This window comes from Amphibacillus indicireducens (assembly GCF_039539605.1).
In the GTDB taxonomy this organism is placed as follows: Bacteria; Bacillota; Bacilli; order Bacillales; family Amphibacillaceae; genus Amphibacillus; species Amphibacillus indicireducens.
On sequence record NZ_BAABDL010000051.1, the window covers coordinates 21,965 to 48,934 of the forward strand.

The following is a 26,970-nucleotide window of genomic DNA, read 5'->3' on the forward strand; positions in this document are numbered from 1 at the left end:
AGACTAGAAGACTTACACTTTTAGAAACTTACGAACACTCATAATACTTCCCCATACACCAATGACCGCTCCTATTAAAATAACAATCCCTGATAGTTGCCAGACAAATGGATGAAACGGAAGAATAGAGATAAATTCAAATTGATTGATCATCGCTGAATTCTGATCTAAGAAATAATAACCTGTGAATAATAAAGCAATTGGAATAACACTACCTAATATACCTAGCAACAATCCTTCAATAAAGAATGGCCATCTAATGAACCAGTTTGTTGCTCCAACCAGCTTCATAATTTCAATTTCCCTACGTCTTGCAATAATCGTAATTTTAATTGTATTTGAAATTAAGAAGATCGCTGTAAACAATAAGGCAACGATTAAAATCAAGCCGATATTTCTCGCATAGCTATTAAACATAAAGATATTTTCAACGACATCTTGTCCATAATTGACTTTCTCCACACGATTCATCGCTTCGATTTCTTCAGCAATTTCTATCGTCTCTTTTGGTTCTACTGCTTTAACAATATATGCATCGTTAAGTGGGTTTTCGTCATCACCATATGTTGAAAATACATCTCCCTCTTCTCCCAAGCTCTCTATTAATTCTCTTAACTCTTGATCACGTGATGAAAACTCGACTGTTTCTACTTTGCTTAATGACTCGATCGATTCTCCAAGTTCTTCGACTTCATCATCTGTCGCAGTGACATCAATCAACACTTTAATCAAAACATCTTCTTCAATATTTTGAGCGACATGATTTAAATTCATCATCAATGCTAAAAAGACTGATACTAATAATAGTGTTGTCGTGACTGCTCCAACTGAAGCTAGTGTCATCCAACTATTTCGCCAACTACTTTTTAAACCTTCTTTAACATGGCGTTTTAATGTTCTAATTTTCATAGCCATAATCACCCCTATACTCATCACGAACAATTAGGCCGTCTTCCATAGCAATGACTCGACGTTTGACCGTGTTCACAATTTCCTTACTATGCGTTGCCATGATTATGGTCGTACCCGATGCATTAATTTCTTCTAATAGTTTCATAATTTCCCACGACGTATCTGGATCAAGATTACCTGTTGGCTCATCTGCGATCAGGATTTTAGGGTAATTAGCAATTGCGCGCGCAATCGCAACGCGTTGCTGTTCTCCACCTGATAATTCATCGGGAATAAAACGCGCTTTATTTTTTAAGCCCACTTGGTCAAGCACTTCCATTACACGCTTGCGAATTTGACGTGGCGATTGTTCAACAACTTCTAATGCAAAAGCAACATTTTCATAGATTGTCATTTTAGGTAACAGTTTAAAGTCTTGAAAAACAACCCCAATATCACGTCGCAACATAGGCACATCTTTCCATTTCATTTGAACTAAATCTTTGCTGTTTACTGTCACACTTCCACTTGATGCCTTTTCTTCACGAAAAATAAGTTTAATAAACGTTGATTTCCCAGCACCACTTTGTCCAACGAGATAAACAAATTCACCTGGCTCTATTTTAAGAGTTACACCATTTAGGGCGATCACACCATTTGGATATGTTTTCTTTACATCAAGCATCTCTATCATGAACATACTCACCTTTTTTAATAAATTGTAGTAAAATATAATTTTGTGATTGACGCCAATCAATCTATTACATTATAACATCAAAAACGACTTTTTTTTGGCTTTTTTTATTACAATTTCATTTCAAAACCTGTCAAAAAATTCATAATAACGCTCAAGTAGGTATTTATAATCATTAAAATAGAGGATTATGACCTAGTTCTATTGTCATTATTTGATTTGACTATTTAAGACTAGCTATTAGCAAAAAAAAGAAGGCTTAGCTTTTACTAAAACCTTCTCCAATTACTTCGCTTGCATTCATCACGATTATAAACGCATTTGGATCAATTTGCTTGATAATTTGTGTCGTCCGACTAAACTCATTTTGATTTACGACAGACATAATCATTTTTTTATCTGCTCGAGTATAGCCGCCCTCTGCTTTCCAAACAGTTACACCACGATCAATTTCATTTAACAGAGCGTCGCGAATTGCTTCTAAGTGATCACTCACAACCATAATTGCTTTTGAACTGTTTAAACCGACTTGAACTAAATCAATCGTCCGACTTGTGACAAACAAGCCAATCAGAGCATACAAACCCGCTTCAACTGAAAAAACAAATGTTGCCACTAAAACGATCAATCCATCAAACAGGGCTACACAGATTCCAAAAGGGAGTGGCACAAATTTGTGAACAATTTGTGCTGCCAAATCAATTCCACCTGTTGACCCTTTACCACGAAAAACAATGCCAATTCCTAATCCACATGCCATACCACCAAATATTGCTCCTAACAATGGATCAGAACTCGCTGGATTCCAATCACTTGTTAGCGAAACAAATAAAGGGACCATTGCTGTACCAACTAAAGTTTTAATGCCAAAGCTTCGACCGAGTATCCACATACCAACAAAAAATAATGGAATATTAATGGTCCATTGAACAGTTGATGGTTCAAAGCTAAACAATGCATATAGAATTGTACTAATGCCCGCTACACCACCTGATGCAATCTGATTTGGTAATAAAAATAAATTAAAACCAATCGCAACAAAAAATGAGCCAAGTACAACAAGTCCATATTCAAAAACTTGGACCGCTTTAGTAGGTAACGGCTGGCGTCGATATTTTGCAATCATCTTTAACCACCTCGTTTTCACTTTTCACCTACATTTGTTGACGTAAATATGCATCGATAAATGGATCAATCTCACCGTCAATCACACCCTGAGCATTCCCTATTTCTAAATTCGTTCGATGATCTTTAATCATTGAATACGGATGGAAAACATATGAACGAATCTGGCTTCCCCAACCAATTTCTTTTTGTTCACCACGAATTTCATTTAATGCCGCCTGTTGTCTTTCAATTTCAAGTTGGTACAGTTTTGACTTAAGCATCTTTAATGCCTGTTCACGGTTTTTTATTTGTGAACGTTCAGATTGGCAAGTCACGACAGTGTCTGTAGGTAAGTGGGTAACTCTTACGGCTGAGTCGGTCGTGTTAACATGTTGTCCACCTGCGCCACTTGCTCGATACGTGTCAATTTTAATGTCTTCAGTTTTGATTTCAATATCAATATCATCATCGACTTCGGGAGTCACTTCACAAGAAACAAATGATGTGTGGCGACGACCAGATGAGTCGAATGGTGAAATTCGGACTAAACGGTGGACGCCTTTTTCGGCTTTTAAATAGCCATATGCATTGTGTCCTTTAATCAATAACGTCACACTTTTCACACCAGCTTCTTCACCTGCAAGATAGTTCAGTGTTTCGACTTTAAAATTTCTTTGTTCTGCCCAACGTGTATACATTCGTAGCAAGATACTTGCCCAGTCTTGAGATTCTGTCCCACCAGCTCCCGGATGCAGTTCTAAAATCGCATTACTTTTATCGTGAGGCTCACTTAATAAGATCTGTAATTCGTATTGGTTAAGTGCTTCAATCAATTCGGCAAGCTCATCTTCAAGTTCCTGTCTTAATTCTTCGTCTGGTTCGTCTTTAATTAACTCGTAGCTTACTTCTAGGTTTTCAAGTGATTCGACGTGTTGATCGAAAATCTGAACCAGGTCTTTGATCGCATTTACTTGATCGATTATTTTTTGAGCTTGTTTTTGGTCATCCCAAAAGTTTGGTGCTGTCATTTCATTTTCTAATTCTGCAATTTCAGTTCTTTTTTCTTCTAGGTCAAAGAGACCCCCTAAATTCGGCAATTCGGTTTGATATTTTCGTTAGCTCTTGTTTAATTTCTGTTAATTCCATTGCTTCACCTCGTTAATTGTTTTGTTTTTTTTCGTTACAATGGACATCCAATCACTGGATGTCCATAGCATCTTATTATACTTGTTAACTTATCTTCCGTGACATTGCTTATATTTTTTTCCACTTCCACAAGGGCACGGATCATTTCGTCCGACTGTTTCGCCTTTAATGAAAGGTGTTTTTTTCTTTTGTTTTTTCGATTGATCACCTGTTACTGCTGTTGCATTTTTGGCAACCTCTTGTCGTTCGAGATTTGCACGAACTTGTGCCTTCATCACATAGCGGGCAACTTCTTCATTAATCGATTGGACCATTGCTTCGAACATTGCGAACCCTTCCATTTGATACTCGCCTAACGGATCATTTTGGCCATACGCACGTAAATGAATGCCTTGACGAAGTTGATCCATTGAATCGATGTGATCCATCCATTTTGTATCAACCGTTCTTAATAAAATAACCTTTTCAAATTCACGCATTTGTTCAGAGCCAAGATCAGCTTCTTTTTCTTGATATTTCTGAAGTACTTTTTCCATTATAAGTTGCTTAATTGCTTCTGGTTCTTTATTTTCAAGTGCAGATTTCGTTAAATAATTTGATTCGACTAAGTTTGCATGAACATACTCAATCAATGAATCAAGATCCCAAGCTTCGCTATCTTCATCTTGAGTATGTGTATCAACAACATCGTTGACAACTTCTTCGATCATACCAATCACAATATCATATAAATTTTCTGAATTAAGTACGTCATAGCGCTGCTTATAAATAACTTCACGCTGTTCTCTTAAAACATCATCATAAGATAGAACATTTTTACGAGCGTCAAAGTTATTCCCTTCCACACGCTTTTGTGAAGATTCAACTGCTTTAGAAATCATTTTACTCTCAATTGGTTGTGAATCATCCATATTAAAACGATCCATCATTGCCTTCATATTATCCGAGCCAAATCGACGCATTAAATCATCTTCCATTGATAAATAGAATTGCGTCACCCCTGGATCTCCTTGACGACCTGAACGGCCACGAAGCTGGTTATCAATCCGACGTGATTCATGTCGCTCCGTACCGATAACGGCAAGACCGCCTAATTCTTTGACGCCTTCACCTAGTTTAATGTCTGTACCACGTCCAGCCATGTTTGTTGCGATCGTGACAGCAAATTGCTCACCAGCATTTTCAATAATTTCTGCTTCACGGAAATGGTTTTTAGCGTTTAATACATTGTGCTTCACACCAGCTTTTTTAAGAAGTTGCGAAATCAACTCAGACGTTTCAACCGCAACTGTACCTACTAAAACAGGTTGACCTTTTTGGTTGCGCTCTTTAATTTCTGCAACAACCGCTTCAAATTTACCTTTCATCGTTTTATAAATTAAGTCTGGTTTATCATGACGGACAATCTCTTTATTTGTTGGGATTGCAAAAACATTCATATTATAAATGTTGCGGAATTCTTCTTCTTCCGTTTTTGCTGTACCTGTCATCCCTGATAGTTTGTTGTACATTCTAAAGTAGTTTTGGAAAGTGATTGAAGCTAAAGTCATGCTTTCATTTTGAACTGGCAAAGCTTCTTTCGCCTCAATCGCTTGGTGTAGACCATCACTATAACGACGACCTTCCATCAGACGACCTGTGAACTGGTCAACGATAACGACTTTACCTTCTTTGACAACATAATCGGTGTCACGATGCATTGAAACATGTGCTTTTAATGCTTGGTTAATATGATGTGTTAAGGTCACATGATTAAGATCAAAAAGATTCTCTACATTAAAGAAGTTTTCAGCTTTGGTAATCCCTTCTTCACTTAATTGAACGCCTTTTGTTTTTTCATCATATGTGTAGTCAACTTCTTTTTTCAATGTGCGAACAAACGTATTTGCTTGTTGATATAATGCTGCTGATTTACGAGCTGAGCCTGAAATAATTAGCGGTGTTCTCGCCTCATCAATTAAAATCGAGTCAACCTCATCAATAATGGCAAAGTTCAATGGGCGCTGAACCATTTGCTCTTTGTAAAGGACCATGTTGTCTCTTAAATAGTCAAAACCAAATTCATTGTTTGTTCCATAAGTAATATCTGCCTGATAGGCTGCCCGTTTTTCAGTTTTTGTCATACTGTTTACGTTTAAGCCAACAGTTAAACCGAGGAAATTAAATAACTCTCCCATTTCTCTCGCATCACGATCAGCTAAATATTCGTTAACTGTGATGATGTGTACACCTTCACCAGTTAGTGCATTTAAGTAAGCTGGCATTGTCGACGCAAGGGTTTTACCTTCACCTGTTTTCATCTCTGCGATATCGCCGCCATGTAGGACGATGGCTCCCATTAATTGAACATTAAAAGGACGCATGTTCAAGACCCGTTTTGATCCTTCACGGACAACAGCGTATGCTTCAACTAATAACTCGTCTAAGGTTTCCCCATCCTTGTATCGCTGCTTAAATTCTTCAGTTTTTGCTACTAACTGCTGATCAGTTAGTTTTTCATACTCGGGCTCTAATGCTTCAATTTGATCAACTGTCACTTGAAGCTCTTTTAATTTACGTTCATTACCGTCAAATAATCGTTTAAGTAATCCTCGCATCTTTTTATACGCTCCTCTATTTCCAAAATAGCTTTTTTAAAAGCTAAACACTACCCAATATAATAACACTTACAAGCTTTTATTACAACGTTTATCCATATTATGACTTGCTACTAAGGCTTCATTTGCGATTACAAAAAAAGATGAGGCCAATTAAACACCCCATCCCAATAAATAAATAATACCTGATAAGTTTTTAGTTAGTTTCCAGCAATTACACCGCTGTGACAAGATACGCCTTTAAATCAATTAATATTCTAAAACTTGTTCAATAACCGTTAGCGCTTCATCAACATGAGCTTTTTTGACTAAAAAGTCGCTTTCTTGATTGACAAAAGCCGCATAATGCTCTTCATCATAATCAACGAGTTCTAAAACGACTACTTTCTCCCCATCCTCAAGTACAATCGTTGATGTTATCGTAATCTCAGCTTCTTGATAAACAGCGCCCTCTGAAAGACCAGCAACAGGAAGTCCAGCGATCGCAGTATAAGCTTCTCGAAAACCTCTTTCAAATAAAAATTGATCGTTAACTTTAAAGTGCGTATCATCGCCATCTTTTTCGACATTAACATCAACAGTTAATCGTTCTGACTCAATTGATAATTGACTTAAATTATCGAGCGCAATTATTTTCACATAACCATCATGATAATCTGAAGCGGACTGTTCGAAAGGAGTCAATAGCTCATTAGCGATCGAAAAGACATCATTAGCATCAGCAAATCTAGCGAACGTTGTTGATTCTGTTTCTGCTTCGCCGATTAACAATGTCCGTTGATCATCGGCTGTGGTAAATTCAATTGAAAAGCTACTCGCATTCAAACCATATTGAGACAAATCTGTCACATCTTTTTCGACAATTTCATTCATCTGTAGCGTTTGCAACGCTTGATTCAACTCTTGCATTTCTGGGTATGACGTACCGTAATAATGAGTGTATGGTTCAGCAACAAACCAGCCTCCGACATTCGTTCTTGTCTCTTCTGCTGGATACGGGCTATTTTTTGTCAAATGGACCATCTCTGACTGTCTGTTAATTTTAATCGACTCAACCTGATCTGGTGACCAAGGTAAAAGTGCTGTCACTAAGTAATTATTTACCTTAAGTGGTAGGTAATCAATCAAGATATTTTCTACAAAATAAATTCCTGAATGATCTTCACTTTGTACCTCAACATAATAACCGCCACCTGTAGGATCTGGGTTACCAAGTGACACACGTTTGAAACTATCATCTGCATAATCGACTCGAATTGCAAGTCTCGGAAAATCTAAGCCAACATTTTGACGTTTGGCTTCTACTTTTTCGCCACCCATTTGGTTTAAAACAGCAAGTGCCTGCAATACCGCCTCTTGATCTGTCTCCTCGAGTCGGCCAAGTACCGTCCATCGATCCTGAGCTTTTTCCATTTTAAAACCTTCATCACCTTGAATCGTGATCGCTTGAATTTCATCATTTGAATTAAAGAAACGAACGATTTCTTCACTTGTTTCAACTGCTTTGATCGCGAGAAATACACTTATAAGAGCAACGACAGCAATTCCAACACCCCAAATCATTTTCTGCTGTTTTGCCGACAATTTTTGTTTCTTTTTAGCTGATTTCTTCATCATGAGCACCTCTAAATTCCTCTAGACTTAATCAGCTATATAAAGCCAATTAAAGTTAGATATGTATTGTTTTTAGACTGTTATATATGTAAAAAATCCCTTTCACATGAGGTTTGTCACCATCTCCTCATGTAAAATTATATCAACAGAAAATTTGTTTGTCTACCTGTTAAACTAACTCCATGGAATTGTCTAATCAATTATGTTAAAGTAAAGAAAGGCTATTTTAACTTAAAATTTTGTTTTGATAGAGAGTGAGTGTCATTATGAGTCGGACATGGAATCAATATGTTGTTAAACAAGAAAATAAAACCCTCGTCTTAACTACCGTTATGAACCATACCCCAATATCAAGAGCAAATGTTGCCAAAATAACGGGATTAAACAAAGGAACTGTCTCTTCATTAGTTAGTGAATTAATTGATGAGAAGCTAGTAGAAGAATCTGGTCCAGGAAAATCAAGTGGTGGACGCCGACCAGTGATGTTACTTTTCAATGGTAATGCTGGTTATTCAATTTCAATTGAATTAGGTGTGGGCTATATTTTAGGTGTGATCACAGATTTAAATGGACAAATCATTGAGCAAGATACGATTCAATTACAAACAACACACTTTAATACGATTTTTCCAATCATGATTAACCTGATTAAAGGATTAATGGAACAAGTACCAAAAAGTCGGTATGGTGTCATAGGCATCGGTGTAGGTGTGCCTGCGGTCGTGAGTCGAGATGGTGAAATTTTACTCGCTCCGAATTTAAACTGGAAAAATGTTGAGCTAAAAACTAAGTTAGAGAACATTTTTAATCTGCCTGTCTATATTGAGAATGAAGCGAATGCCGGAGCATACGGAGAAATGCGTTACGGTTCGAGTCAAAATTCACACCACACGATTTTTGCCAGTATCGGCATTGGGATCGGTGTCGGTATGATTCTAGACGGAAAGTTATATCACGGTTTAAATGGATTTGCTGGTGAACTCGGTCATATGACCATCGAAAAGGACGGGAAAACGTGTCGCTGTGGCAATCGAGGCTGTTGGGAGCTCTATGCTTCTGAACAAGCCGTGATTGATATGGCAATCAAGCGTGGGCTTATAGCAGCTGATCAAGGTGAGCCATTTGAGCAATTGATTCAACTTGCTAACGAAGAAAATCAAGCTGTAATTGAACTATTCGAAGAAATTGCAACATACATCGCGATTGGATTAACAAATTGCATTAACATCTTCAACCCAGAACATGTGATCATTGGTAATCGTCTAATGCGAGCAAAAGAGTGGATTTACCCGACGATTGAAAGTTACATATTAGAGCATGCGATCGGTTTCCACCAAAATAAACTTAAAATTGATTCAGCTAAATTAGGCGTATATTCTACCATTTCAGGAATGGCAGCCTTCACAATCGAAGGCTTTTTACTCGATCAAAAAAGAAACCACGCTTAATTTTTCGGTACAGTCTTGAAAAGAAAAATAGTCTCGGTAAGTATGATCATACCTACTGAGACTATTTTTTAATCTATTCAATTAGAGTTCTTTTACACATCATTTTTTATGGCTGTTAATCGCGCTTTATTCTAAGTGATTAATTGGGTTCAATTAAGCCGTATTTACCGTCATGACGACGATAAACAACGCTTGTATCTCCTGAATCGGCATTGGTAAAGACAAAGAAATCATGGCCTAACATATCCATTTGTAAGATTGCTTCTTCAGAATCCATTGGCTTCAAGTTAAAACGTTTCGTCCGAACAATTTCAATCGCATCATCATCCTCTTGTTCAACAGGACTTTTTTCCATCTCTGCAAACATATACTTAGCTGCACCCTTTTGACGTGACTTCCGATTAATTTTTGTTTTATGCTTTCTAATTTGACGTTCTAACTTGGATACTACTAAGTCAATCGCTGCATATAAATCTTCATGTTTTTCCTCAGCTCTCAGTAGTAAGTTTGTCATTGGAATCGTAACTTCAATCTTCTGCTCATCATTATAGACACTTAAATTAACATTGACATCTGATGTTGGTGGTGTCTCAAAATAGCGTTTAAGCTTAGAAACTTTCTTCTCTACATAAGCTTTAATTGCTTCAGTCACCTCAACGTTTTCACCCCTAATGTTATAATTCATAAAAGTGTCCTCCTTTCTTTATCTATAATTCTTTAATTCCCTATTTCCCTATACTTTAAACTAGAAAAAATAGGATGAAGTTTAGCTAAAGCGCTTACACATAGTATAACAAAAAACTCCCTAAGTTTCACTTAGAGAGTGGATTATTTTCTATTTTTTCTTGTCCCAATATGATCCATCATTTGTAGCAACATGACGATAGGGGTCAAGATACTTTTCTGACGACGACTTCTGTTTCTTTACATCACGAAGTTCGCTTTTTAAAGTTAAGAAAAGATGATCCAGTTTTAATTGGATTTCTTTATCTTGCTCCATAATTGTTGAGACCAAATTAGCTTCTTCTTCAGAAAATGGTGCTTTAATTTTTTTTAATAACTGATCGCGTTGATCTAAAAATCGATTAACTTCTTCTAGTAATTGATCGCGATCCTTTGCTAAAATTGGTTTTTCAAACAATTGGACAAATTTTTCAGTTATTGTTTTCAACTCAATTAATGACGACATTATGCTTGTACACCTTGCTTATATTCTCGAGTACGCGTTTGCTTAATCACTTCTCTCCACGTATCACGAAACTCCTCAACTAACGCAAATGCTTCTGTCAAAAGCTCAATATCGTTTTTAATATTTGCTTCAATTAATAACTGATTAATATAGTCGTATAACGGCATGATCTCTTTTGAAATCGGTGCATCTTGATCAAGGGTCACCATTAGTTCTGTAATGATGTTTTGTGCCTTTTGAATATTGGTGTTCTTCAACTCCATATTCTGATCTTCAATACCCTTTTTGCCATATCTAATAAATTTCAAGCAACCATTGTAGAGCATTAATGTCAGCTCTGCTGGTGATGCCGTGTTAACCGAGTTATTCTTATAAGCTTGATAAGGTTGCTGTACCATATAATTTACACTCCTTGTTTGAAATCGTCTTTACCATTGTTGATTGAACTGACTAAATAAAAAATTCGATTGTTCATTCATACGTTGGATGGCTAATTCCATAGCCGAAAATTGTTTCCAATAGCGGTCTTCTACTTGTTGCAAGCGACGCTTGAAAACCTCAATCCGGTCATCCATACCTTCTAAGCGGCGACCTAGCGCATATTGATGTGGTTGTTGTGTCGTTCTTCCAGCCTGTTGATTAATCCGTTCCGTTGTTCGATCAATCGCATCTTCAAGTCGGTTAACGATACCACGTTCTGCCCCTTCAGCATTATTTGAGAATAATTTGTAAACTGCATCAGAGTCTTCTTGAAGGGCAGCTCTTAGTTTGTTCTCATTGATTTCTAATTTTCCACCATCCATATAATTAGCCGTTGTTGAGATCCCGATTTGTGAAAAATGTGAGAACGGTCCATCATTAGAAACTCGACCAGACCAGGCTTGACGCATTTGTGATAATGCATTTGTTAAAATCGGATCACGTCTTAATAAGCCGCTACGTGCTTTTTCTTCCCACAATTCAATTTCACGATCAGACATATCTTTCATTTGTTCTGTCGTTAGTGGTGGAAAATCACGATGTTGAGCTTCGGTTAATTTGCCATTAACTTTATCAATCATATCATTATACTTATCCACAAAGGCCTTGATGTTATTAAATGCGGTTTCTGTATCGTTCGTTATATTAACATTCGTACTCGCCGTCACATCATTGAACGTAAAAGTAATGCCGTTTAATGTTGTTGAGTTTGTTTTTGAAGTGAGTTCGATCCCGTTGTAGGCGAACTTAGCATCGGTACCGCCTTGTTCTTGAGCAGTCATACCGAATACATTTGTAAAGAAACCAGAGTCTTCACTAAAATCTATTTCTGCTCCATTAGGATTAAAATCTCCTGCACTTGTTCGCTCCATGATTACACGGTCCGATTGAACGTCATAAAAGGCACGAACACCCGCTTCTTTATGGTTAGTAATCTTTGTTAAAATACTGTTTAGTGTATCGTCTGCGGTTACATCGATTGTATGGAGTGTTCCCTCACTACTATTTTGATATGTTCTAAAACTAATTTGTGTTGGAATCTCAATATTGACCCCTTCATCACCAGACTTAGCGAGCTTACTTATCTGCTCACTTAAAGGCGCAAATGGATCAATTTTTTCTCCAACTTTAGATAGTGTTCCATTTGTCGCATTAATCGCGCTCGTTGCTAAGCTCTTAACTGCAATATTATAACTTCCAATTGATGCACCTGATGCTGCAGTTGCTGTGACTGCTTGATTTGAAGAGGTCGCTGCCTTTGTATTGTATGTCCGAGTCATCTTCATATCTAACATCATTTTATCAAGTTCTAATAACATCGAGTTTACATCACGAAATGCATCTCTTTGCCACTCTATTCTAGTTTTATCCTGCTCAAGTTTATCTAATGGAATGCGTTCGGCTGCCATCAAGTCCTTGACAATGCCGTCAATGTCCATTCCAGTAGCTAGACCTCCAATTCTCATGCCCATTTATGATCACTCCTTTTAAATTTTCTCATCAACTATTAATCCCATAAATTCCGCCATCGCTGCATACATATCCAACATTTGTTCTGGAGGGATTTCTCTGACTAATTCTTCTGTTTGTGCGTCAACAACCTTTACATAGTAGCGATCAAGCTTATCATGTAACACAAAGCGAATCGATGTATTGATCGGTTCTAAAAAATCATTCAGCCCTTCAATCATTCCTTCAATGTCTACCCGTTCTACAAGATGATTCCCATGAGTTCTCGCTTGGGTATACAATGTCTTTTGTTGAATTACACCATTAACATCTTTCTCCACGGTCTGAGCCGTTTTCTTCTGTGAATGATCTGTTGTTTGTGATTGTTTATTGATTTGTGAAGTATAATTTGGTCCAGAGATCACTTTACTGACATCCATTCTAATGCCATCTCCTCTACAGATTACTTTCTTCTTATATCGGCATATTGTTGGAAGTCTTTAAATATATATGATTATTAATTGCAATCAATTTTCAAAGTAAGAAATCTAGCATTCTAGTCAATGGTCTTAAAATAAAAACAACAACTTGTTTGACTATCGATACGTTTTCCAACAGTTCATCAGTTCCTTCAGCGTGATCAACTAGAATACTACTAGATAAATACTTTTGTTCAATCGTTTCAAGTATTTCATTTGCCAGTGATGGGCTATCCAGAATAACCATTGATTCAGTATTTAATTCCATACTGCGAGAATCAAAATTGAACGAGCCGACCGCTGCAATTTGTTCGTCAATCACAATTGATTTCATATGGAGGGATTGATCTGGATCTTGGTATTCATAAAGATCAAGTGTAGAGTTTGCTAGTTGGTTTCGATAATTTCGATAACCACTATGTGCAATCACATTTGGCGATGATGCCATCCCATTTGTTAATAAGATAAACCGACTAAATTCAAAATCTCGTCGCGCGATGTCTTTTTGCATTTGCCTGCTTGGTATGATATAAGGGCTTTGTATCACGACATCAGATTTAGCATTTGAAACTAGATCAAGCATTTCCCACCATACAATTGGATCTTTAGTGAAACGCTCAACCGGATTATGGACAAAATAACCCTGATTAATCTCGTGTGACCGTGCTAGCCAATCGACTTTTTCTGTATAAAAATTTGGATACGTGTCTACATTGTCTTGATACGTTTCCCTAAGGCGCTCTCTTGCTTTTTTAGCCTTTAGTTTTTTAGATGATGATAATTCCTGATTCGTTTGTAACACGGAATAGTCGTGATCCCATAAATCGTTAAAGTATGTTTGCATTTGCCCGATGATCTGGGGTTCATCTAAATGTTCACTGATCAATAATAAATCAAAATCATTTGAAGCCCCCACGTAACCTTCATTTGCAAAGTATTTATCACCGATATTACGACCACCAATTAAAGCAATCGATTGATCTACAATCATTAGCTTATCATGTAGACGATTGTGCCATGTCCAAGGTCGCAATGGATCAAATGATTCATAAAAAGCTAAATCAATATTAGGATGTTGATTAAACAATAAAACTACATCTCTATTACCAAGCCTCATATTATGGGCAATTCCATCAATAACAAAGCGAACCTTTACGCCACGATCTGCTGCTTTTAAAATGTGAGCGTAAAATAAATCGACTGAGTCACCACCTTGCATTGAATAATAAGAAATATCTAAAGTATCCTCCGCTTGATCCATCAAATCAAACCGAACTTTTAGCGCCTCCGTTCTTTCTGCGATCAATACGACCCTCTCTGTTGATTCTATCATCTTAGAAGTTGGATATGCTGCCTCCAATACACTAGCTTGAGGCGGAAGGGCAAACATGACAACGGAGGTAATAGCAATGTACATAAAATAACCTAACAAAATATATTTTGTTAGGCTTTTTAACTTTTGTCTTTTCATAATTACTCATTCTCTCTAAAATTTTACCTGCGACGGCCACCAAAAATCATAATCAATCTAAATAATTGCAATACAGCAATTAAAGTGCTTGCTACATAAGTTAAAGCAGCTGCATTCAAGACTTTGCTAATCCCAGCTTCTTCATTTCTCATAATCATACCCATTGAGACTAATTCATTCTTCGCACGGGTACTTGCATTAAATTCAACAGGTAATGTTACAAGCTGAAACAATACAGCTGCAGCAAACAAACCAATACCAATGCCAATTAGCGATTCAAACCCCGAAAAGATAAAGCCTGCAATTAAAAAGATTGGTGCCATTCTTGAGCCTAAATTAGCAACCGGAACTAATGCCGTTCTAAACCTTAACATTAGATAACCTTGATCGTGTTGAATCGCATGGCCAACCTCGTGAGCTGCTACAGCTAATGAAGCAATCGATGAACCACTATAGATCGGATCAGATAAACGAACTGTTTTTGTTCGTGGATCGTAGTGATCAGACAATGTTCCACGCCCAGAGCGTTCAATTTTTACATCATATAAACCATTATTGTCTAAGATCCGTCGTGCAACTTGTAAACCAGTAATCTGTGCACCCGACTGGACTCTAGAAAATCGCTCAAAATTATTTTGCACATTTGCTTGCGCCCACATCGCTATTCCAAACGCAACCATAATTAATAAATACATTGCATCAATGCCCATTATAGGATAAAACATTAAGCATCCCTTCCTTTACAGATCTTTATTTTTTTAACAACCTGCGCATCAATACCTTGTTCAGATAACGTATCGGCAAGTTGACTCATAATTGATGGTTTTTTAAACTTAAAAGAAATCGATTGTCCCTGATTTAATTGAATAGTTGACTGATAATTACTCAAATGTAGTCACCTCAGTTTATATGTTTGTCTCTATTATAGCCATCGATTATGAACTGAATGTGAACTATAAGCATTTTTTCAAAAAAAATTGGTTAATTTAATGGTAACCGGATAAAGAATGTCGTGCCAATCCCTTTTTGACTGACAACTTCAATCGTTCCATTATGAATGGTGATGATTTTCTTCGCAATCGATAAACCTAATCCATTGCCAGTCCGATACTCTGAACGTGATTGATCAACTTTATAAAAGCGATCAAAAATGTATGGAATTTCATCATGATCGATTCCAATTCCTGTATCATTAATTCGAATCACTAAACCGTCTTCATCTTTATAAAATGAAATATAAAGCGCTCCATTTTCACGGTTATATTTGATCGCATTAACAATTAAATTAAGCCAAACTTGCTCCATTAAATCTTGATCAGCATGAATATATGCTTGACTTAAATCAAGTTCCACATCGATGTTTTTATCGCGCCATAATGGTTCAGTTGACAAAATGACACGTCTGATTTGTTCGTCTAAGCGATAATTTTCAAGTTTAATTAAATCCTTTTCAGCATCTAATGAAGCCAGTTTTAATAAATTATTTGAAAGTCGTGATAATCGATCAACTTCTTGATAAATGATGTCTAAATATTCTTGTTGGTTTTCTTCAGGTACGAGACCATCTTTTAATGCACGAGCGTAACCTTTAATTGATGTCAGTGGTGACTGCATTTCATGCGAGACATTGCTAACAAATTGCTTCCTGACCTCATCCATATTGCCTAAAGCTTTGGCAAGATCATTAAAACTGCGCATCAATCGACCGAGTTCATCTTGACGGTCAGTTGATAATCGGATCGAGAAATCACCCGTTGCCAGCTCTTCACTCGCTTTAGTAATCGAACGAATACTATCAACAAAATAGCGCGAAATAAGTAAAATGAATAAACTACCAATTAATAAAACTAACAATAATGATTGTACCGTTAATCGTTTTGTATCAGTCAATGTACTAGTGATATCAATTTTTAAAAATAAAGCATCCGCCACCGTAGTACTAGGCAGTCTTGTACCAATATATCTGACTGCTTCTCTCCGCTTAGGTGTAAATGAAATCACTTCATTTGGCTCTAACGTTTCCAGACGCTCAATCATTTCAGTCGTGATAAAATCAGTATCAACACCTTCGATAACAGATTGTCCATCTAGATTGATTAACACAGGTTGAATCCCATACTCAGAAAAAAGTTCAAGTAATTCAGCTATATTTTCATGATCGACTAGCTCTAATAAACCTTCAAAATAACTTGAATTTCGTACCATTTCCCGATCAAAAATAACCTCTTCTTGAATAAATAAAGACGTAATTAAATAAGAAGTGATAATACTTAGAATAACACCAGCAACAAATGTGATCGAAAATTTCCAATATAGACTTTTACGCACTTAATTCACATCCTCAAGCCGATAGCCGAGCCCTCTTACTGTCGTTATCGTCAATTCATCAAAGCGGCTTAATTTTTCCCGTAATCGTTTAATATGAACATCTACAGTCCGCTCATCGCCTTCATAATCAAAACCCCAAATTTTCTCAACTAACTGCGCTCGGGTAAAAATACGACCAGGTTCAAATGATAATTCTAGTAAAAGTTCACATTCCTTACGTTTTAGTTCAACAGTCATTTCTTCATTAGCAACGGTCAGACGATCAAGATCGATTTCAATTGTTCCAAGCCTATTTCGTCTCTCAACATTAATATTATAACGTTTAAGCAATGCCTTCACCCGAAGCACCAATTCGATTGGATCAAATGGTTTAACTAAGTAGTCATCTGTCCCAGCTTCAAAACCCGTTACTTTATCCTGAGAAGCCCCTTTAGCTGTCACCATCAAAATAGGAATCTCATAATAACTCCTTATTTCTTTCGTTAATTCAATCCCATCCAATTTCGGCATCATCACATCAACAATTGCCAAATCAATCGGTTCTTGTTCAAGTTTCTCAATTGCTTCAAGACCGTTCCGAGCTTCAATCACATCAAAATATTCCTTTTTTAAGTACAAAGAAATCAATTGACGAATATGGTCATCATCATCAACAACTAATATTACCGCCATTATTTTCACACCTTTTTTATCAAAAACTCTCCTACGAACTGATCGATAGGACAGCTAGTCATTTGCTCTTTAAGCTTATCACGTCTGATTTTAAAGTGCTATTAATTTCATGTAACAGACTCATTCAGCCGTAATTTATTGTTCAAACTTCTTTAATTATCATTAAGATGTTATGATTAAAATCATTGAAATGAATCGAAAGGTAGATAAGCAATTGAAATATAGATTTAAACTAATGAGTCTCATCTTCTTGTCACTAACTTTTTTGATCGGGTGTGACATCGGTGAAGAAATTATGGAACAAACAGATCAAGCGATTGAAATTGCTTCTTCTTTTGTTGATCACCTTAATCAGGGGGAGTTTACTGAAGCCACTTAATTGTTTGACCGAAAAATTAAGGAAGAACTTCCAGCAGAAGCACTATCTGAAACTTGGGAACAAATAACTGATCAATTTGGCACGTATATTGGCAATGAGTATAAAGAAATAAAAAGCTTAGCTCAATATCAAGTCATCGTCTTAGACGCTACATTTACTGAAAATAATGTCACATTTGAAATTAGCTTTGATCAAAATAATCAGATTGCAGGCTTCTCAATTCATTAGAAAATTATAACCCCAATCACTCACACTAGAGCGGTTGGGGTTATTAAATGTGTTCAGTTTTTTTTGGTAGTCGAATCGTTTTCATTTTAATAAAAAAGTAATAGTGCTTATATAAAGCAAGTCCAACCATCATCACTCTTACCCACAGTAAATCGACGATAAAAAAGGAATAGATAATACATGCATCTGCAATCAAGTTAATCCGAATCTTTTCCTTTAAAGTTAGCCCTTTTTTTTCACGAAAGGCAACAACGAATCTTTCATATGCTTTTGTCCTTTTAAACCAATCTTCAACCCGTTTAGAACTTTTCGCAAAACAGTAAGATGAGATAAAAAAAAGGGCAAGCCCGGAAGAACTGGTAAGACTAGAGCAGCTATCCCAATTCCAAACGAGATAAAACCGGGAATAATAAAGAAAATACTCCTTAGCCGTCTAATTTCCATCACCTTCCCTCTCTTTTCATTCAAATAAGCATAGCAGAGAATTTTAATCTGTTCAAATGACAAAGCTTATTATTTTTTCTTGTCGCATCCTCTAAAACACCCATTCAACTCAGTTTACGCCTATTTTTTCAGAATATAACTTAATTTGAAACGAAAAAGGAAAACCAAGAATACAATACAACGATAATATAAGTTGGATTACTTGAGGTGACATAAATGGAGCATAACCAAACAGAACTTGATGATGAGCAAAAAAAAGGATGATCAAATTCAGGAACTTAACCAAAAAATTGCAGTCTCACTATGGGTTCAATTTATTGTCAATTTGCAGAAGCTATCTATTTATCACAATTAGAAAAGCTCCAACCAGATTCAAGTGGAGAATTGAAAAATTTAGTTGGACAATGGGTCATGACAGTCGGTCAAGCACTTGAAGCAATCGGACAAACGACACAAAGCTTAACAAACGAAGAAAAACAACAAATCGATGCACAAATACAGGGCATTCAAGGTGATGCACTACAAGCGCTTGGTTCTGCTTTACAATTTGTTGGCGGCAAAGAGATGCTGATTGATTACTTAAAAGAGAACATAGATGGCGATATCAGTTAAATATTTTCATTTCAAACTTTATTATAGCAATCAAAAACACGACTCTATTTAAGAATCGTGTTTTTCAGTTACTTCATTAATGATCATTGAAAAATCTACTTACTTCTCAACAACAACTTTTGCTGTAACTAAGTCAACTGCATTAGCAATTGTATCTCCAACAGGACAATGCGCTTCGATATGTCGCTTATATGCTTCGAGTTTTTCTTGATCAGAATCTGATTCAATATGAAACGTTGATCGAATCGTTTGAAAACCTGGGCGAACATCTGACTTCCCGAAGAAGCCATCAAGATCAATGTCTCCCTCTAATTCAACCCAAAAGTTTTTTAACTCAACGTCAAATTTCTCAGCATAAGTTCTTGCGACTATCGCCTGACAGCCACCTAATGCAGACAAGAGTAATTCAACTGGATTCATGCCTTTATCTGTTCCACCTAAATTTTCCGGTTCATCTATTATCACCTTGTGTTGACGTGCTTCAGCCAACACCTCAACTTGTTCCTTCAAAAATGTTTTAGCCTTAATTGTCGTTACTGCCATCTTGATCGCTCCCTTTGAATGATTTTTTTATTTAAAAACTCTCCTTCGGTTAATTTGCCTGAAGATGAATTTTTTATCCACGAATGATGATTGAATAACAAAAAACCCTTTTCCGATTGGAGAAGGGTTTCAAAAAGTGAGTGTAAGTCTACCTTTGTTCACCTTCCCATATTTAGAATCGATTGGATTCTTCTGAAATTGGCACCTTACATACTCATGCGGTTGCCGAGAGCTCATCGGGTCAGTCCCTCCCCCTCTCTAGATAAGAAGTTGTTATTCATATTAAGTTAATAGGCTTAATTATAGTTAAGGCACATTGCTAAAGTCAAGTAATTTTTTAAATTTTCAAATAAATTAACTTTAAACTAATGTATTGGGTTCATTTCATCTGGACATGCTAACAAAAAAGGGCGTGATTAGATGAATAGAACCATTTATAGTTTACTGACAATCAGTTACATCGTACTATTCATATGGGGCATTCGCCTGTTCCGTAAACAAAAACAAGTTGACTCTTCAATTGTTTTATTGTTCGTGATTTTCGGATTAATTTATGACAACTTAGTTCTTAGTGTTGGTCGTTTTATTGGTGAAGGTCAATTATTAGAAAATTTATCTTATCTTCGTTTTTGGCTTCATACTTTATTTACACCATTACTAATTATTTTTGTTTGGCAAATTAGTAAGAACTTACGTTTAAAATGGGCAAATAGCGAAATCTCAAAGGTCACAATTTTTCTACTCACACTTGGATTGATCATCTATCAATGGTATCAATCAATTAGACAACTTAAACTCGAAGTAAACTGGGAACGAGATGTCCTACTCTATGAAAATATCGTTGAACAAAAGATACCATTTATGGTACTAATCACAACAGCTATTGTCGGTTGGGTTGGAATCTTGTTGTGGAAACATCAAAAGTTTTATTGGCTTTTTGTTGGAACAGCGATTATGATTTTCGGAAGCATTTTAACAATTTGGTTGAAAAATGTACCGATCATGAATCTATTTGAATTACTTTTTATTGTTAGTTTATTATTGACAAAAAAATTTCAACTTAGAAGAACAGCTTCACCCTTCACCTAAAAATTAGTTACTAAATTTCCCCCTTTGATAGGGGGATTTTTGTTAATATCACTAACTTTAAACTAGATTTATGCGATCCATTTTACATATCTGTTTTGGTTGCTTTATAATAATGACAAGGAAGAACACGGTTAGACAATTTTTTTCTAGAAAAGGGGCACTCTAATGAAAAATAAAATAAAAATCGGCATTGTTGGCTTTGGTAATCTTGGCAAAGGGGCCGTTGAAGCGATCAATGCGACAGATGATCTTGAGTTAGTTGCCGTATTTACACGGCGAAATCCAGAAGATTTACAAATTAATCAGCCAAATGTGAAAGCATTACATGTTGATGATGCTGCTGATTATCAGGATCAAATCGATGTGATGCTACTCTGTGGTGGCTCAGCAACTGATTTACCAGAACAAACACCAAAATTTGCTCAACTCTTTAACACAGTTGATAGTTATGATAACCATGGTGAAATTCCGGAATTTTATCAAGCAGTTGATCAAGTTGCTCGTAAAAGTAAAACAACGGCAATTATTTCAGTTGGCTGGGATCCAGGATTATTTTCGACAAACCGAGTGATCGCTGATGCGATTTTACCGAATGGAGAAAATTATACTTTTTGGGGTAAAGGCTTAAGTCAAGGCCACTCTGATGCTGTTCGTCGAGTTAACGGTGTTAAAAACGGTGTTCAATATACGATTCCATCTGAAGATGCGATTGAAAAAGTGAGAAGTGGAAGCAATCCGTCGCTAGAAACAGCTGAAAAGCACAACCGAATTTGCTACGTTGTTGCGGAGGAAGGCGCAGATCAAGCAACAATTGAACATGACATTAAAATGATGCCTAACTACTTTGCAGATTACAACACTGAAGTCCATTTTATTACTGAAGAAGAACTTGCCCGCGATCACTCGAAAGCACCCCACGGTGGCTTTGTGATTCGCGGTGGCCAAACAGGGGCAAACAATAAACAAATTTATGAGTTTTCGTTAAAACTTGATAGCAATCCAGAATTTACAGCAAGTGTTCTAGTTGCCTATGCGCGGGCAGCTTACCGCTTAAATCAAGATCAACAATATGGGGCAAAAACGGTCTTTGATGTCGCACCAAGCTATCTTTCACCACGCTCTTCTCATGATTTAAGACGTAATTTTTTATAAAATAAATGCTGAGGCACTTCAATTATTTTTGAAGTGCCTCTTTTTTGTTTGACAGCAGAAATATTTTGTTATATAATTATCTTGAATTCGAGATAATATTATAAATAATAAAGTAATTTATCTAGATAATAATTATTGAACTTACTAAATTAACTCCATCGACGAATCAAAGTAAATCGTTATCATGATTATGGAAAGTGTAAAGCAAGATTATTGTTAGCCGGTCGATGTATTTATAGCTTGATTCAGATATGCTTAATAAAAAATTTTAATCGGAGTGTGGAAAATGAGTAAAAAAACAGCTGGGATCCACCATATTACTGCAATTGTTGGCCATCCACAGGAGAATACAGATTTTTATGCAGGTATTTTAGGATTAAGATTGGTCAAAAAAACGGTCAACTTCGATGACCCAGGAACGTACCATTTATATTTCGGCAATCAAGGCGGTGAACCTGGAACAATTATCACTTTCTTCCCTTGGATCGGCGCCTATCAAGGCGAAATTGGTGGCGGACAGGTTGGGTTTACAACATATGCAATTCCTGAAGGGACGTTTGATTTTTGGCAAAAACGATTGGAAAAATTCAATATTCCAACAAGAATCACAACCCGATTTGGCGAAACTTTTTTACAATTTAAAGATCCACACGGGCTCCAATTAGAACTTGTTGAGCGTGCGGCTGGAAAGTTAAACGATCGAACGTTTGGCGATATTACACCAGAAGTCGCAATTAAAGGCTTTGGTGGTGCGGTTCTTTATTCAACTGATTTTGAACAAACAAATGCAACACTAGTTGACACGATGGGACTTGAAAAGGTTGCTGAAGAAGGTAACTTGATTCGTTTTAAATCAAGTAGTGATCTAGGAAATATCATCGATATTAGACAAACAAATATGGCAAGAGGACGCATGGGTGTTGGAACTGTTCATCACATTGCCTGGCGTGCCAATGACGACATTGACTTAAGAGATTGGCAAAATGAAGTTGATAAAAAAGGGCATCACGTAACAGAGGTAAAGGATCGAAACTACTTTAACGCGATCTACTTCAGAGAACCTGGCGAAATTCTTTATGAAATTGCAACAGATCCACCAGGATTCGCCCATGATGAATCATATGAGACGATGGGAGAAGCAATAAAACTACCTGCTCAATATGAAAATAGACGCGAAGAATTGACTGGACCACTTGTACCAATTGAAGTGAGAGTATTAGACTAGGAGGCATGACTTTGTTATCTTTTGATCCAAACCAAATTTCTGAACGACAAAACTATAAATTTTTAATTGGCACAATCATTCCAAGACCAATCGCATTTGTCACAAGCACTGGTACTGATGAGATCATTAACGGCGCACCATTTAGCTATTTTAATGTCGTTTCATCTAATCCACCAATGATTTCGATTGCTGTCCAACGTAAAGCCGGACAAATGAAAGATACTGCTAGAAATATAATCAAAAATAAAGAATTTGTTGTTCATATTGTTGATCAAGCAAATGTTGAACAAATTAATGAAACAGCTGCCAATCTTGCACCGACGGAAAGTGAATTGATCCGAGCAAAGTTAACAACCGTACCAAGCGAAAAGATTTCTGTTCCTGGAGTCAAGGAAGCAAAAGTACGCTTTGAATGTGTCTTAGAAAAAGCTGTTGAGCTTGGTGAAGCCGGTAATGTTGGTGTCGATCTGTTAATTGGTAAAATCGTTCACTATCATATTGATGAAACCATTTACCAAGAGGATCAACGGATTGATCCCGACCAATTAGCAACAGTAAGCCGATTGGCAGGTAACAACTACGCCAAAATCGGTGAAATCTTTGAAATTGTTCGACCTGATTAAAAGCAAAAGAGGCTGGGACAAAAAGTATCGTAATTTTAACATAACCCGAACGATTCAAAATCGATTCGGGTTATTTACATGTGAAATAAAATATCCCACCGCTACGTCAAAATCCTTCGCTTCCCGCGGGCGTGGCTTCAGCTAACGCTTTTCCCGCAGGTGTCTCAGTATTTTGACTACGCTGATGTTACTCTTACATTTTAATGTTCGGTTTTGATTAACCTTATTTTGTTATGTCCAATCTCTTTTTTGGTTATTTCTATGATTCATCCTCGTACGAACATAATGTTGAGATATCGAGCATAGCCCAAGTCAATCCTCAATCAAGCGTTTATTGTTAATTTCATATCTCCGATCAGCGACGCGCTCAATCAATCTTTGATCATGCGTGACAAAAAGAATTGTCCCCTGATATGAAATCATCACACGTTCCAAAGCCTCAATCGCTTTTAGATCTAAAAAGTTAGTCGGTTCATCTAATAAGGGGATGTTATACCTACCAAGAAAAAGCTGACATAACCACAACCTGATCGCTTCGCCAGCTTTAATCTTGTCTGTTCACCACCACTTAAATGACTGGATTGATCCTTTTTATCCTCAGCAGTTCTACAAGTAACATAAAATTGATTTTTCAATCCAGTAAGAAAAAATTGACTCTGGACTATGCTTCTCGTATTGCTTCATTTTCAAATAGAGATCGATCCCGTCAGATACATCGTGCCACAAATCGGTAAAAATATAATCATAGTTTTGCTTAGCTAATTGCGTTTCAGCATATTCAAATACATCTGCTTTAATGATATTAATTTTCTCTCGATGTGTAAATTGCGGTAAAATATAAGTTTTGAACAAATCAATCACATCTTGATTACTTTCAACAATCGTAACCCGTTCAACATTGTCCTTTTCAGAAACCATAAACGGATAATAACCAAGTCCTAATCCAAATGTGAGTACCTTTCCAAATGCACGGTCCACTGGCTCTTTCATCGTTTCAATTTCATTTGGTGTAATCGTCATCCAAATCCGATCGTTCTCTAAAATGGCTGGAAATTCAAACTCTGTTGAGAAGAAACCAACTTGAGGAATTTGTCGTCCATTCGCTTGTTGAACAATATCATTGAAAACAAAACCCTCGTATGCCTGATATTTTTCATATTTCAACTCACTTTGACCAATTTTCAGCGATGGTATTTTGATCTTTTGATAATAGGGATTATTCTGATAATCATTCACCTCAAGCCGATGAATCATCTGATTAAAATAATGATGGAATAATCGTTTATCTGCACGATCATCGACAATATCCAAACCAAATGCCGATGCCAAAATTGTTCTAAACGCATATTCCTCTGACACACCTACCTCCACTAACGCATCAATATCTGCTTTTTTAATAAAATCTGGTGCTTGATTTAAGTAGTTACTCATGTAAGCAAAGACTTGATGGTTATCTCGCTTTATTGCTTGATCATCTTCCACGCTCTCATCCCTCATTCTGTTTCTTAAATTTTCTAACTTCCTTTAACGAAGACAATATGATAACGTTCTTCTCAACCGAAAGCTCTTCTAACATTTTAATTAATGCTGGTCTTCTTTTTTGGGGAAAGTCCCAAATCCATTTGAAAAATTTAAAGTCAAATCTTTCTTCACAACCTTCTCCCATATCTGGTCTCGTCTGATTTCGATAGTGGATTACTCTTTTAAACGCCCGATAAAGACAAATCACTCGATGAATATCTAAAAAAATAATTGTATCAGCAGCTGTTAAACGGAGATCAAAGGTACTCCCATAATTTCCATCGATAATCCAACTATCCTGCTTCACCAAACGACTTTGTATCTCTCGTTGTGTTTCTCTCGATACTAAAACCCAATTTGGTTGCCAGAATAATGCATCTAAATGATAGACGTCAATAGCTAGCTTTTCACTTAATTGTCGAGCCAAAGTTGATTTTCCAGCACCACCAGAACCAATGATCGCAATTTTCCTCATAAGACCCCCACTAAAGTGTTTCTAGACTCTCTATTATACTACTAGAAAAAATTATTTTTCAAAGGTTTTTAACCCTCAAAGATAGAATTACCTTTGTTTTTTGATCATAATCAATGAATTGTCACATTCGTTTTCTAAAAATAGATATTTTAATATGCGCTTAACGAACTTCCCAAATCACTAAAGATCATTTATACTAAGATCGTCAGGAGGTGATATTTATGGAAGAATCGACAGTACTCAATCAAATTCTAGACACATTAAATATTTTCGAACAAAAAGTTGAGCAACAATTTAAAACGATAGATAATAGATTCAATCAAATCAATCAAAGACTTGATGCAATCGAATCTAGACTTGATGCGGTAGAACTCAGACTTGATGAGATGGACAAGCGTTTTGATGCAATGGACGAAAAAATCGATCAAGGTTTTGCAAATATCAATACCCGACTCGGTCGCCAAGAGATAAAAAATGACAGCATGCGTGTTGAATTAATCGAAACACAAGAAACCACAAACTTCTTATTAAAAAAAGTGACACAGCATGAAAAAAGATTCCTCGAACTTGCTACTTCATCAAGTTAAAATGCCTTAGAATCACTGGTCTAAGGTTATTTTCTTTTATACTGCAACAATTATCCTTCAAGTTCTCCACAACAAAATGTCTTTACTAGATCTGAACTGACCTAGTAAAGACAACTATTCTAACCACATAAATTTCTAGTTAAGGTACTTGAGCAACATCGTAAGCATCATTCCTATTATACTGGCACCTGACACAGTGACCACTATAGACGCTAATTTTATGCCTCCCCTGCAAACGGCATTTAATTATTTTTTTGAAAAACTCTATCATACCCGTATCCCCTAATAAATGAGATCAGAGGTGCTTTGGTAACTCGGCTGCCATAGCGAATCGATCAATCGCCTTAGACCCTAGTTTTGCGTCCTTAGCTTTCACTAAGTTTGCCTTTTCATATCGCCTACTTAACTAATAATCCGGTATAAAAGACCTAGTGTCAATAGTTTCGACAAAAGTTTAGCTATGAAGAGTAAATTTATTTAAATGCATATTACTTGCTCAAACTGTGAGTTAAATTTTACCATCTGGT

The 26,970-nt window shown here is 36.5% G+C and carries 31 protein-coding genes and 2 riboswitches; of the genes, 9 read left to right on the plus strand and 22 right to left on the minus strand.

The features are described 5' to 3' along the window. Window positions 1–12 precede the first annotated feature (12 nt). The 6 genes from ftsX to ABD814_RS04945 form a co-directional block, all read right to left on the minus strand. Entirely contained in the window at window positions 13–909 is an 897-nt protein-coding gene (gene ftsX, locus ABD814_RS04920; protein WP_344910947.1) for a permease-like cell division protein FtsX, read from the minus strand. Then, complete coding sequence (ftsE, locus tag ABD814_RS04925) at window positions 899–1,585, minus strand: cell division ATP-binding protein FtsE (protein WP_344910948.1); 687 nt, start codon at window positions 1,583–1,585, stop codon at window positions 899–901. Before ftsE ends, ftsX begins: the two co-directional genes overlap by 11 nt. A 259-nt stretch (window positions 1,586–1,844) precedes the next feature. Continuing rightward, on the minus strand, window positions 1,845–2,711 hold the full coding sequence (locus ABD814_RS04930; protein WP_344910951.1) for a YitT family protein: 867 nt from the start codon (window positions 2,709–2,711) through the stop codon (window positions 1,845–1,847). A gap of 28 nt (window positions 2,712–2,739) precedes the next feature. Continuing rightward, a protein-coding gene (gene prfB / locus ABD814_RS04935) for a peptide chain release factor 2 (protein ID WP_344910953.1) occupies window positions 2,740–3,838 on the minus strand; the annotation gives its coding sequence in 2 pieces (ribosomal slippage) (window positions 2,740–3,765 and window positions 3,767–3,838; 1,098 coding nt in all). 89 nt (window positions 3,839–3,927) lie between these two features. Then, entirely contained in the window at window positions 3,928–6,435 is a 2,508-nt protein-coding gene (gene secA / locus ABD814_RS04940) for a preprotein translocase subunit SecA (RefSeq protein WP_344910955.1), read from the minus strand. Between the two features lie 249 nt (window positions 6,436–6,684). Then, window positions 6,685–8,049 carry a DUF4340 domain-containing protein gene (locus ABD814_RS04945; protein ID WP_344910957.1) on the minus strand — a complete coding sequence of 455 codons (1,365 nt, stop codon included), beginning with the start codon at window positions 8,047–8,049 and terminating at the stop codon, window positions 6,685–6,687. Between the two features lie 266 nt (window positions 8,050–8,315). On the opposite strand from ABD814_RS04945, the gene ABD814_RS04950 reads away from it, so the two are divergent. Then, the gene (locus ABD814_RS04950) at window positions 8,316–9,497 is read left to right on the plus strand and encodes an ROK family protein (protein WP_344910958.1); all 1,182 of its coding nucleotides are present in this window, start codon (window positions 8,316–8,318) and stop codon (window positions 9,495–9,497) included. Between the two features lie 139 nt (window positions 9,498–9,636). Here the strand turns inward: ABD814_RS04950 and hpf are convergent, their stop codons facing one another. The 10 genes from hpf to ABD814_RS05000 form a co-directional block, all read right to left on the minus strand. After that, entirely contained in the window at window positions 9,637–10,182 is a 546-nt protein-coding gene (gene hpf / locus ABD814_RS04955) for a ribosome hibernation-promoting factor, HPF/YfiA family (protein WP_344910960.1), read from the minus strand. Window positions 10,183–10,332: 150 nt separating this feature from the next. After that, window positions 10,333–10,686 (minus strand): flagellar protein FliT, encoded by a 354-nt coding sequence (gene fliT / locus ABD814_RS04960; RefSeq protein WP_344910961.1) that lies wholly within the window; start codon window positions 10,684–10,686, stop codon window positions 10,333–10,335. Then, window positions 10,686–11,084: a flagellar export chaperone FliS gene (gene fliS / locus ABD814_RS04965; RefSeq protein WP_344910963.1), complete on the minus strand. Its 399-nt coding sequence runs from the start codon at window positions 11,082–11,084 to the stop codon at window positions 10,686–10,688. Before fliS ends, fliT begins: the two co-directional genes overlap by 1 nt. A 30-nt stretch (window positions 11,085–11,114) precedes the next feature. Beyond that, entirely contained in the window at window positions 11,115–12,638 is a 1,524-nt protein-coding gene (locus ABD814_RS04970) for a flagellar hook-associated protein 2 (protein WP_344910965.1), read from the minus strand. A 15-nt stretch (window positions 12,639–12,653) separates the two neighbouring features. Continuing rightward, entirely contained in the window at window positions 12,654–13,055 is a 402-nt protein-coding gene (gene flaG, locus ABD814_RS04975; protein ID WP_344910967.1) for a flagellar protein FlaG, read from the minus strand. 94 nt (window positions 13,056–13,149) lie between these two features. After that, window positions 13,150–14,565: a phospholipase D-like domain-containing protein gene (locus tag ABD814_RS04980; RefSeq protein WP_344910969.1), complete on the minus strand. Its 1,416-nt coding sequence runs from the start codon at window positions 14,563–14,565 to the stop codon at window positions 13,150–13,152. A 23-nt stretch (window positions 14,566–14,588) separates the two neighbouring features. After that, window positions 14,589–15,290: a zinc metallopeptidase gene (locus tag ABD814_RS04985; RefSeq protein ID WP_344910971.1), complete on the minus strand. Its 702-nt coding sequence runs from the start codon at window positions 15,288–15,290 to the stop codon at window positions 14,589–14,591. Continuing rightward, a complete protein-coding gene (locus ABD814_RS04990) occupies window positions 15,290–15,454 on the minus strand; it encodes a hypothetical protein (RefSeq protein ID WP_344910974.1) in 165 nt (54 codons plus the stop codon). The genes ABD814_RS04985 and ABD814_RS04990 overlap by 1 nt, the downstream gene beginning before the upstream one ends. A 92-nt stretch (window positions 15,455–15,546) precedes the next feature. After that, a complete protein-coding gene (locus tag ABD814_RS04995; protein ID WP_344910976.1) occupies window positions 15,547–16,893 on the minus strand; it encodes a sensor histidine kinase in 1,347 nt (448 codons plus the stop codon). Continuing rightward, window positions 16,894–17,565, minus strand: coding sequence for a response regulator transcription factor (locus ABD814_RS05000; protein ID WP_344910978.1), 672 nt, complete (start codon window positions 17,563–17,565; stop codon window positions 16,894–16,896). It abuts the gene before it with no gap. Between the two features lie 250 nt (window positions 17,566–17,815). Here ABD814_RS05000 and ABD814_RS05005 point away from each other — a divergent pair, with 250 nt between their 5' ends. Beyond that, window positions 17,816–17,944, plus strand: a complete 129-nt coding sequence (locus tag ABD814_RS05005) for a hypothetical protein (protein WP_344910980.1) — start codon at window positions 17,816–17,818, stop codon at window positions 17,942–17,944. Beyond that, window positions 17,945–18,172 carry a DUF3887 domain-containing protein gene (locus ABD814_RS05010; protein WP_344910981.1) on the plus strand — a complete coding sequence of 76 codons (228 nt, stop codon included), beginning with the start codon at window positions 17,945–17,947 and terminating at the stop codon, window positions 18,170–18,172. It begins immediately after the preceding gene. Between the two features lie 43 nt (window positions 18,173–18,215). Here ABD814_RS05010 and ABD814_RS05015 read toward each other — a convergent pair whose 3' ends face one another. Continuing rightward, on the minus strand, window positions 18,216–18,503 hold the full coding sequence (locus ABD814_RS05015) for a YbaN family protein (protein WP_344911005.1): 288 nt from the start codon (window positions 18,501–18,503) through the stop codon (window positions 18,216–18,218). Then, the gene (locus tag ABD814_RS05020; RefSeq protein WP_344910983.1) at window positions 18,395–18,616 is read right to left on the minus strand and encodes a YbaN family protein; all 222 of its coding nucleotides are present in this window, start codon (window positions 18,614–18,616) and stop codon (window positions 18,395–18,397) included. The genes ABD814_RS05015 and ABD814_RS05020 overlap by 109 nt, the downstream gene beginning before the upstream one ends. Window positions 18,617–18,919: 303 nt before the next feature. Here ABD814_RS05020 and ABD814_RS05025 point away from each other — a divergent pair, with 303 nt between their 5' ends. Beyond that, window positions 18,920–19,228 carry a DUF6944 family repetitive protein gene (locus ABD814_RS05025; protein ID WP_344910985.1) on the plus strand — a complete coding sequence of 103 codons (309 nt, stop codon included), beginning with the start codon at window positions 18,920–18,922 and terminating at the stop codon, window positions 19,226–19,228. A 99-nt stretch (window positions 19,229–19,327) separates the two neighbouring features. Here ABD814_RS05025 and ABD814_RS05030 read toward each other — a convergent pair whose 3' ends face one another. Beyond that, window positions 19,328–19,771, minus strand: a complete 444-nt coding sequence (locus ABD814_RS05030; protein ID WP_344910987.1) for an OsmC family protein — start codon at window positions 19,769–19,771, stop codon at window positions 19,328–19,330. A gap of 163 nt (window positions 19,772–19,934) precedes the next feature. Next, a riboswitch (SAM riboswitch) is annotated at window positions 19,935–20,040 on the minus strand. A gap of 151 nt (window positions 20,041–20,191) precedes the next feature. On the opposite strand from ABD814_RS05030, the gene ABD814_RS05035 reads away from it, so the two are divergent. The 4 genes from ABD814_RS05035 to ABD814_RS05050 all read left to right on the plus strand — a co-directional run bounded on the left by ABD814_RS05035 (window position 20,192) and on the right by ABD814_RS05050 (window position 23,860). Then, the gene (locus tag ABD814_RS05035; RefSeq protein ID WP_344910989.1) at window positions 20,192–20,860 is read left to right on the plus strand and encodes a hypothetical protein; all 669 of its coding nucleotides are present in this window, start codon (window positions 20,192–20,194) and stop codon (window positions 20,858–20,860) included. A 165-nt stretch (window positions 20,861–21,025) separates the two neighbouring features. Continuing rightward, window positions 21,026–22,012: a diaminopimelate dehydrogenase gene (locus ABD814_RS05040; RefSeq protein WP_344910991.1), complete on the plus strand. Its 987-nt coding sequence runs from the start codon at window positions 21,026–21,028 to the stop codon at window positions 22,010–22,012. Window positions 22,013–22,298: 286 nt separating this feature from the next. After that, complete coding sequence (locus tag ABD814_RS05045) at window positions 22,299–23,237, plus strand: ring-cleaving dioxygenase (protein ID WP_344910993.1); 939 nt, start codon at window positions 22,299–22,301, stop codon at window positions 23,235–23,237. Between the two features lie 11 nt (window positions 23,238–23,248). Next, window positions 23,249–23,860 carry a flavin reductase family protein gene (locus ABD814_RS05050; protein ID WP_344910995.1) on the plus strand — a complete coding sequence of 204 codons (612 nt, stop codon included), beginning with the start codon at window positions 23,249–23,251 and terminating at the stop codon, window positions 23,858–23,860. A gap of 312 nt (window positions 23,861–24,172) precedes the next feature. Here the strand turns inward: ABD814_RS05050 and ABD814_RS05055 are convergent, their stop codons facing one another. The 3 genes from ABD814_RS05055 to ABD814_RS05065 all read right to left on the minus strand — a co-directional run bounded on the left by ABD814_RS05055 (window position 24,173) and on the right by ABD814_RS05065 (window position 25,856). Continuing rightward, a complete protein-coding gene (locus ABD814_RS05055; protein WP_344910997.1) occupies window positions 24,173–24,385 on the minus strand; it encodes a P-loop NTPase family protein in 213 nt (70 codons plus the stop codon). Window positions 24,386–24,466: 81 nt separating this feature from the next. After that, window positions 24,467–25,342: a spermine/spermidine synthase domain-containing protein gene (locus ABD814_RS05060; protein WP_344910999.1), complete on the minus strand. Its 876-nt coding sequence runs from the start codon at window positions 25,340–25,342 to the stop codon at window positions 24,467–24,469. A gap of 4 nt (window positions 25,343–25,346) precedes the next feature. Then, window positions 25,347–25,856 carry a DNA topology modulation protein gene (locus ABD814_RS05065; protein WP_344911001.1) on the minus strand — a complete coding sequence of 170 codons (510 nt, stop codon included), beginning with the start codon at window positions 25,854–25,856 and terminating at the stop codon, window positions 25,347–25,349. Between the two features lie 221 nt (window positions 25,857–26,077). On the opposite strand from ABD814_RS05065, the gene ABD814_RS05070 reads away from it, so the two are divergent. Continuing rightward, complete coding sequence (locus ABD814_RS05070; RefSeq protein WP_344911003.1) at window positions 26,078–26,443, plus strand: hypothetical protein; 366 nt, start codon at window positions 26,078–26,080, stop codon at window positions 26,441–26,443. A 305-nt stretch (window positions 26,444–26,748) separates the two neighbouring features. Next, window positions 26,749–26,839: riboswitch (cyclic di-GMP riboswitch) on the minus strand. Window positions 26,840–26,970 lie beyond the last annotated feature (131 nt).

What these genes read in the sequence shown, in the direction of transcription:
- fliT (WP_344910961.1), bottom strand. Translation starts at nt 10,686, where the DNA reads ATGTCGTCATTAATTGAGTTGAAAACAATAACTGAAAAATTTGTCCAA.
- ABD814_RS04980 (WP_344910969.1), bottom strand. Translation starts at nt 14,565, where the DNA reads ATGAAAAGACAAAAGTTAAAAAGCCTAACAAAATATATTTTGTTAGGT.
- ABD814_RS05025 (WP_344910985.1), top strand. Translation starts at nt 18,920, where the DNA reads ATGGGTTCAATTTATTGTCAATTTGCAGAAGCTATCTATTTATCACAA.
- ABD814_RS05040 (WP_344910991.1), top strand. Translation starts at nt 21,026, where the DNA reads ATGAAAAATAAAATAAAAATCGGCATTGTTGGCTTTGGTAATCTTGGC.
- ABD814_RS05035 (WP_344910989.1), top strand. Translation starts at nt 20,192, where the DNA reads ATGAATAGAACCATTTATAGTTTACTGACAATCAGTTACATCGTACTA.
- ABD814_RS05065 (WP_344911001.1), bottom strand. Translation starts at nt 25,856, where the DNA reads ATGAGGAAAATTGCGATCATTGGTTCTGGTGGTGCTGGAAAATCAACT.
- ABD814_RS04950 (WP_344910958.1), top strand. Translation starts at nt 8,316, where the DNA reads ATGAGTCGGACATGGAATCAATATGTTGTTAAACAAGAAAATAAAACC.
- secA (WP_344910955.1), bottom strand. Translation starts at nt 6,435, where the DNA reads ATGCGAGGATTACTTAAACGATTATTTGACGGTAATGAACGTAAATTA.
- ftsE (WP_344910948.1), bottom strand. Translation starts at nt 1,585, where the DNA reads ATGATAGAGATGCTTGATGTAAAGAAAACATATCCAAATGGTGTGATC.
- ABD814_RS05030 (WP_344910987.1), bottom strand. Translation starts at nt 19,771, where the DNA reads ATGGCAGTAACGACAATTAAGGCTAAAACATTTTTGAAGGAACAAGTT.
- ABD814_RS05000 (WP_344910978.1), bottom strand. Translation starts at nt 17,565, where the DNA reads ATGGCGGTAATATTAGTTGTTGATGATGATGACCATATTCGTCAATTG.
- ABD814_RS05070 (WP_344911003.1), top strand. Translation starts at nt 26,078, where the DNA reads ATGGAAGAATCGACAGTACTCAATCAAATTCTAGACACATTAAATATT.
- ABD814_RS04930 (WP_344910951.1), bottom strand. Translation starts at nt 2,711, where the DNA reads ATGATTGCAAAATATCGACGCCAGCCGTTACCTACTAAAGCGGTCCAA.
- ABD814_RS04970 (WP_344910965.1), bottom strand. Translation starts at nt 12,638, where the DNA reads ATGGGCATGAGAATTGGAGGTCTAGCTACTGGAATGGACATTGACGGC.
- ABD814_RS05020 (WP_344910983.1), bottom strand. Translation starts at nt 18,616, where the DNA reads ATGGAAATTAGACGGCTAAGGAGTATTTTCTTTATTATTCCCGGTTTT.
- fliS (WP_344910963.1), bottom strand. Translation starts at nt 11,084, where the DNA reads ATGGTACAGCAACCTTATCAAGCTTATAAGAATAACTCGGTTAACACG.
- ABD814_RS04985 (WP_344910971.1), bottom strand. Translation starts at nt 15,290, where the DNA reads ATGTTTTATCCTATAATGGGCATTGATGCAATGTATTTATTAATTATG.
- ABD814_RS05045 (WP_344910993.1), top strand. Translation starts at nt 22,299, where the DNA reads ATGAGTAAAAAAACAGCTGGGATCCACCATATTACTGCAATTGTTGGC.
- flaG (WP_344910967.1), bottom strand. Translation starts at nt 13,055, where the DNA reads ATGGATGTCAGTAAAGTGATCTCTGGACCAAATTATACTTCACAAATC.
- hpf (WP_344910960.1), bottom strand. Translation starts at nt 10,182, where the DNA reads ATGAATTATAACATTAGGGGTGAAAACGTTGAGGTGACTGAAGCAATT.
- ABD814_RS04945 (WP_344910957.1), bottom strand. Translation starts at nt 8,049, where the DNA reads ATGAAGAAATCAGCTAAAAAGAAACAAAAATTGTCGGCAAAACAGCAG.
- ftsX (WP_344910947.1), bottom strand. Translation starts at nt 909, where the DNA reads ATGAAAATTAGAACATTAAAACGCCATGTTAAAGAAGGTTTAAAAAGT.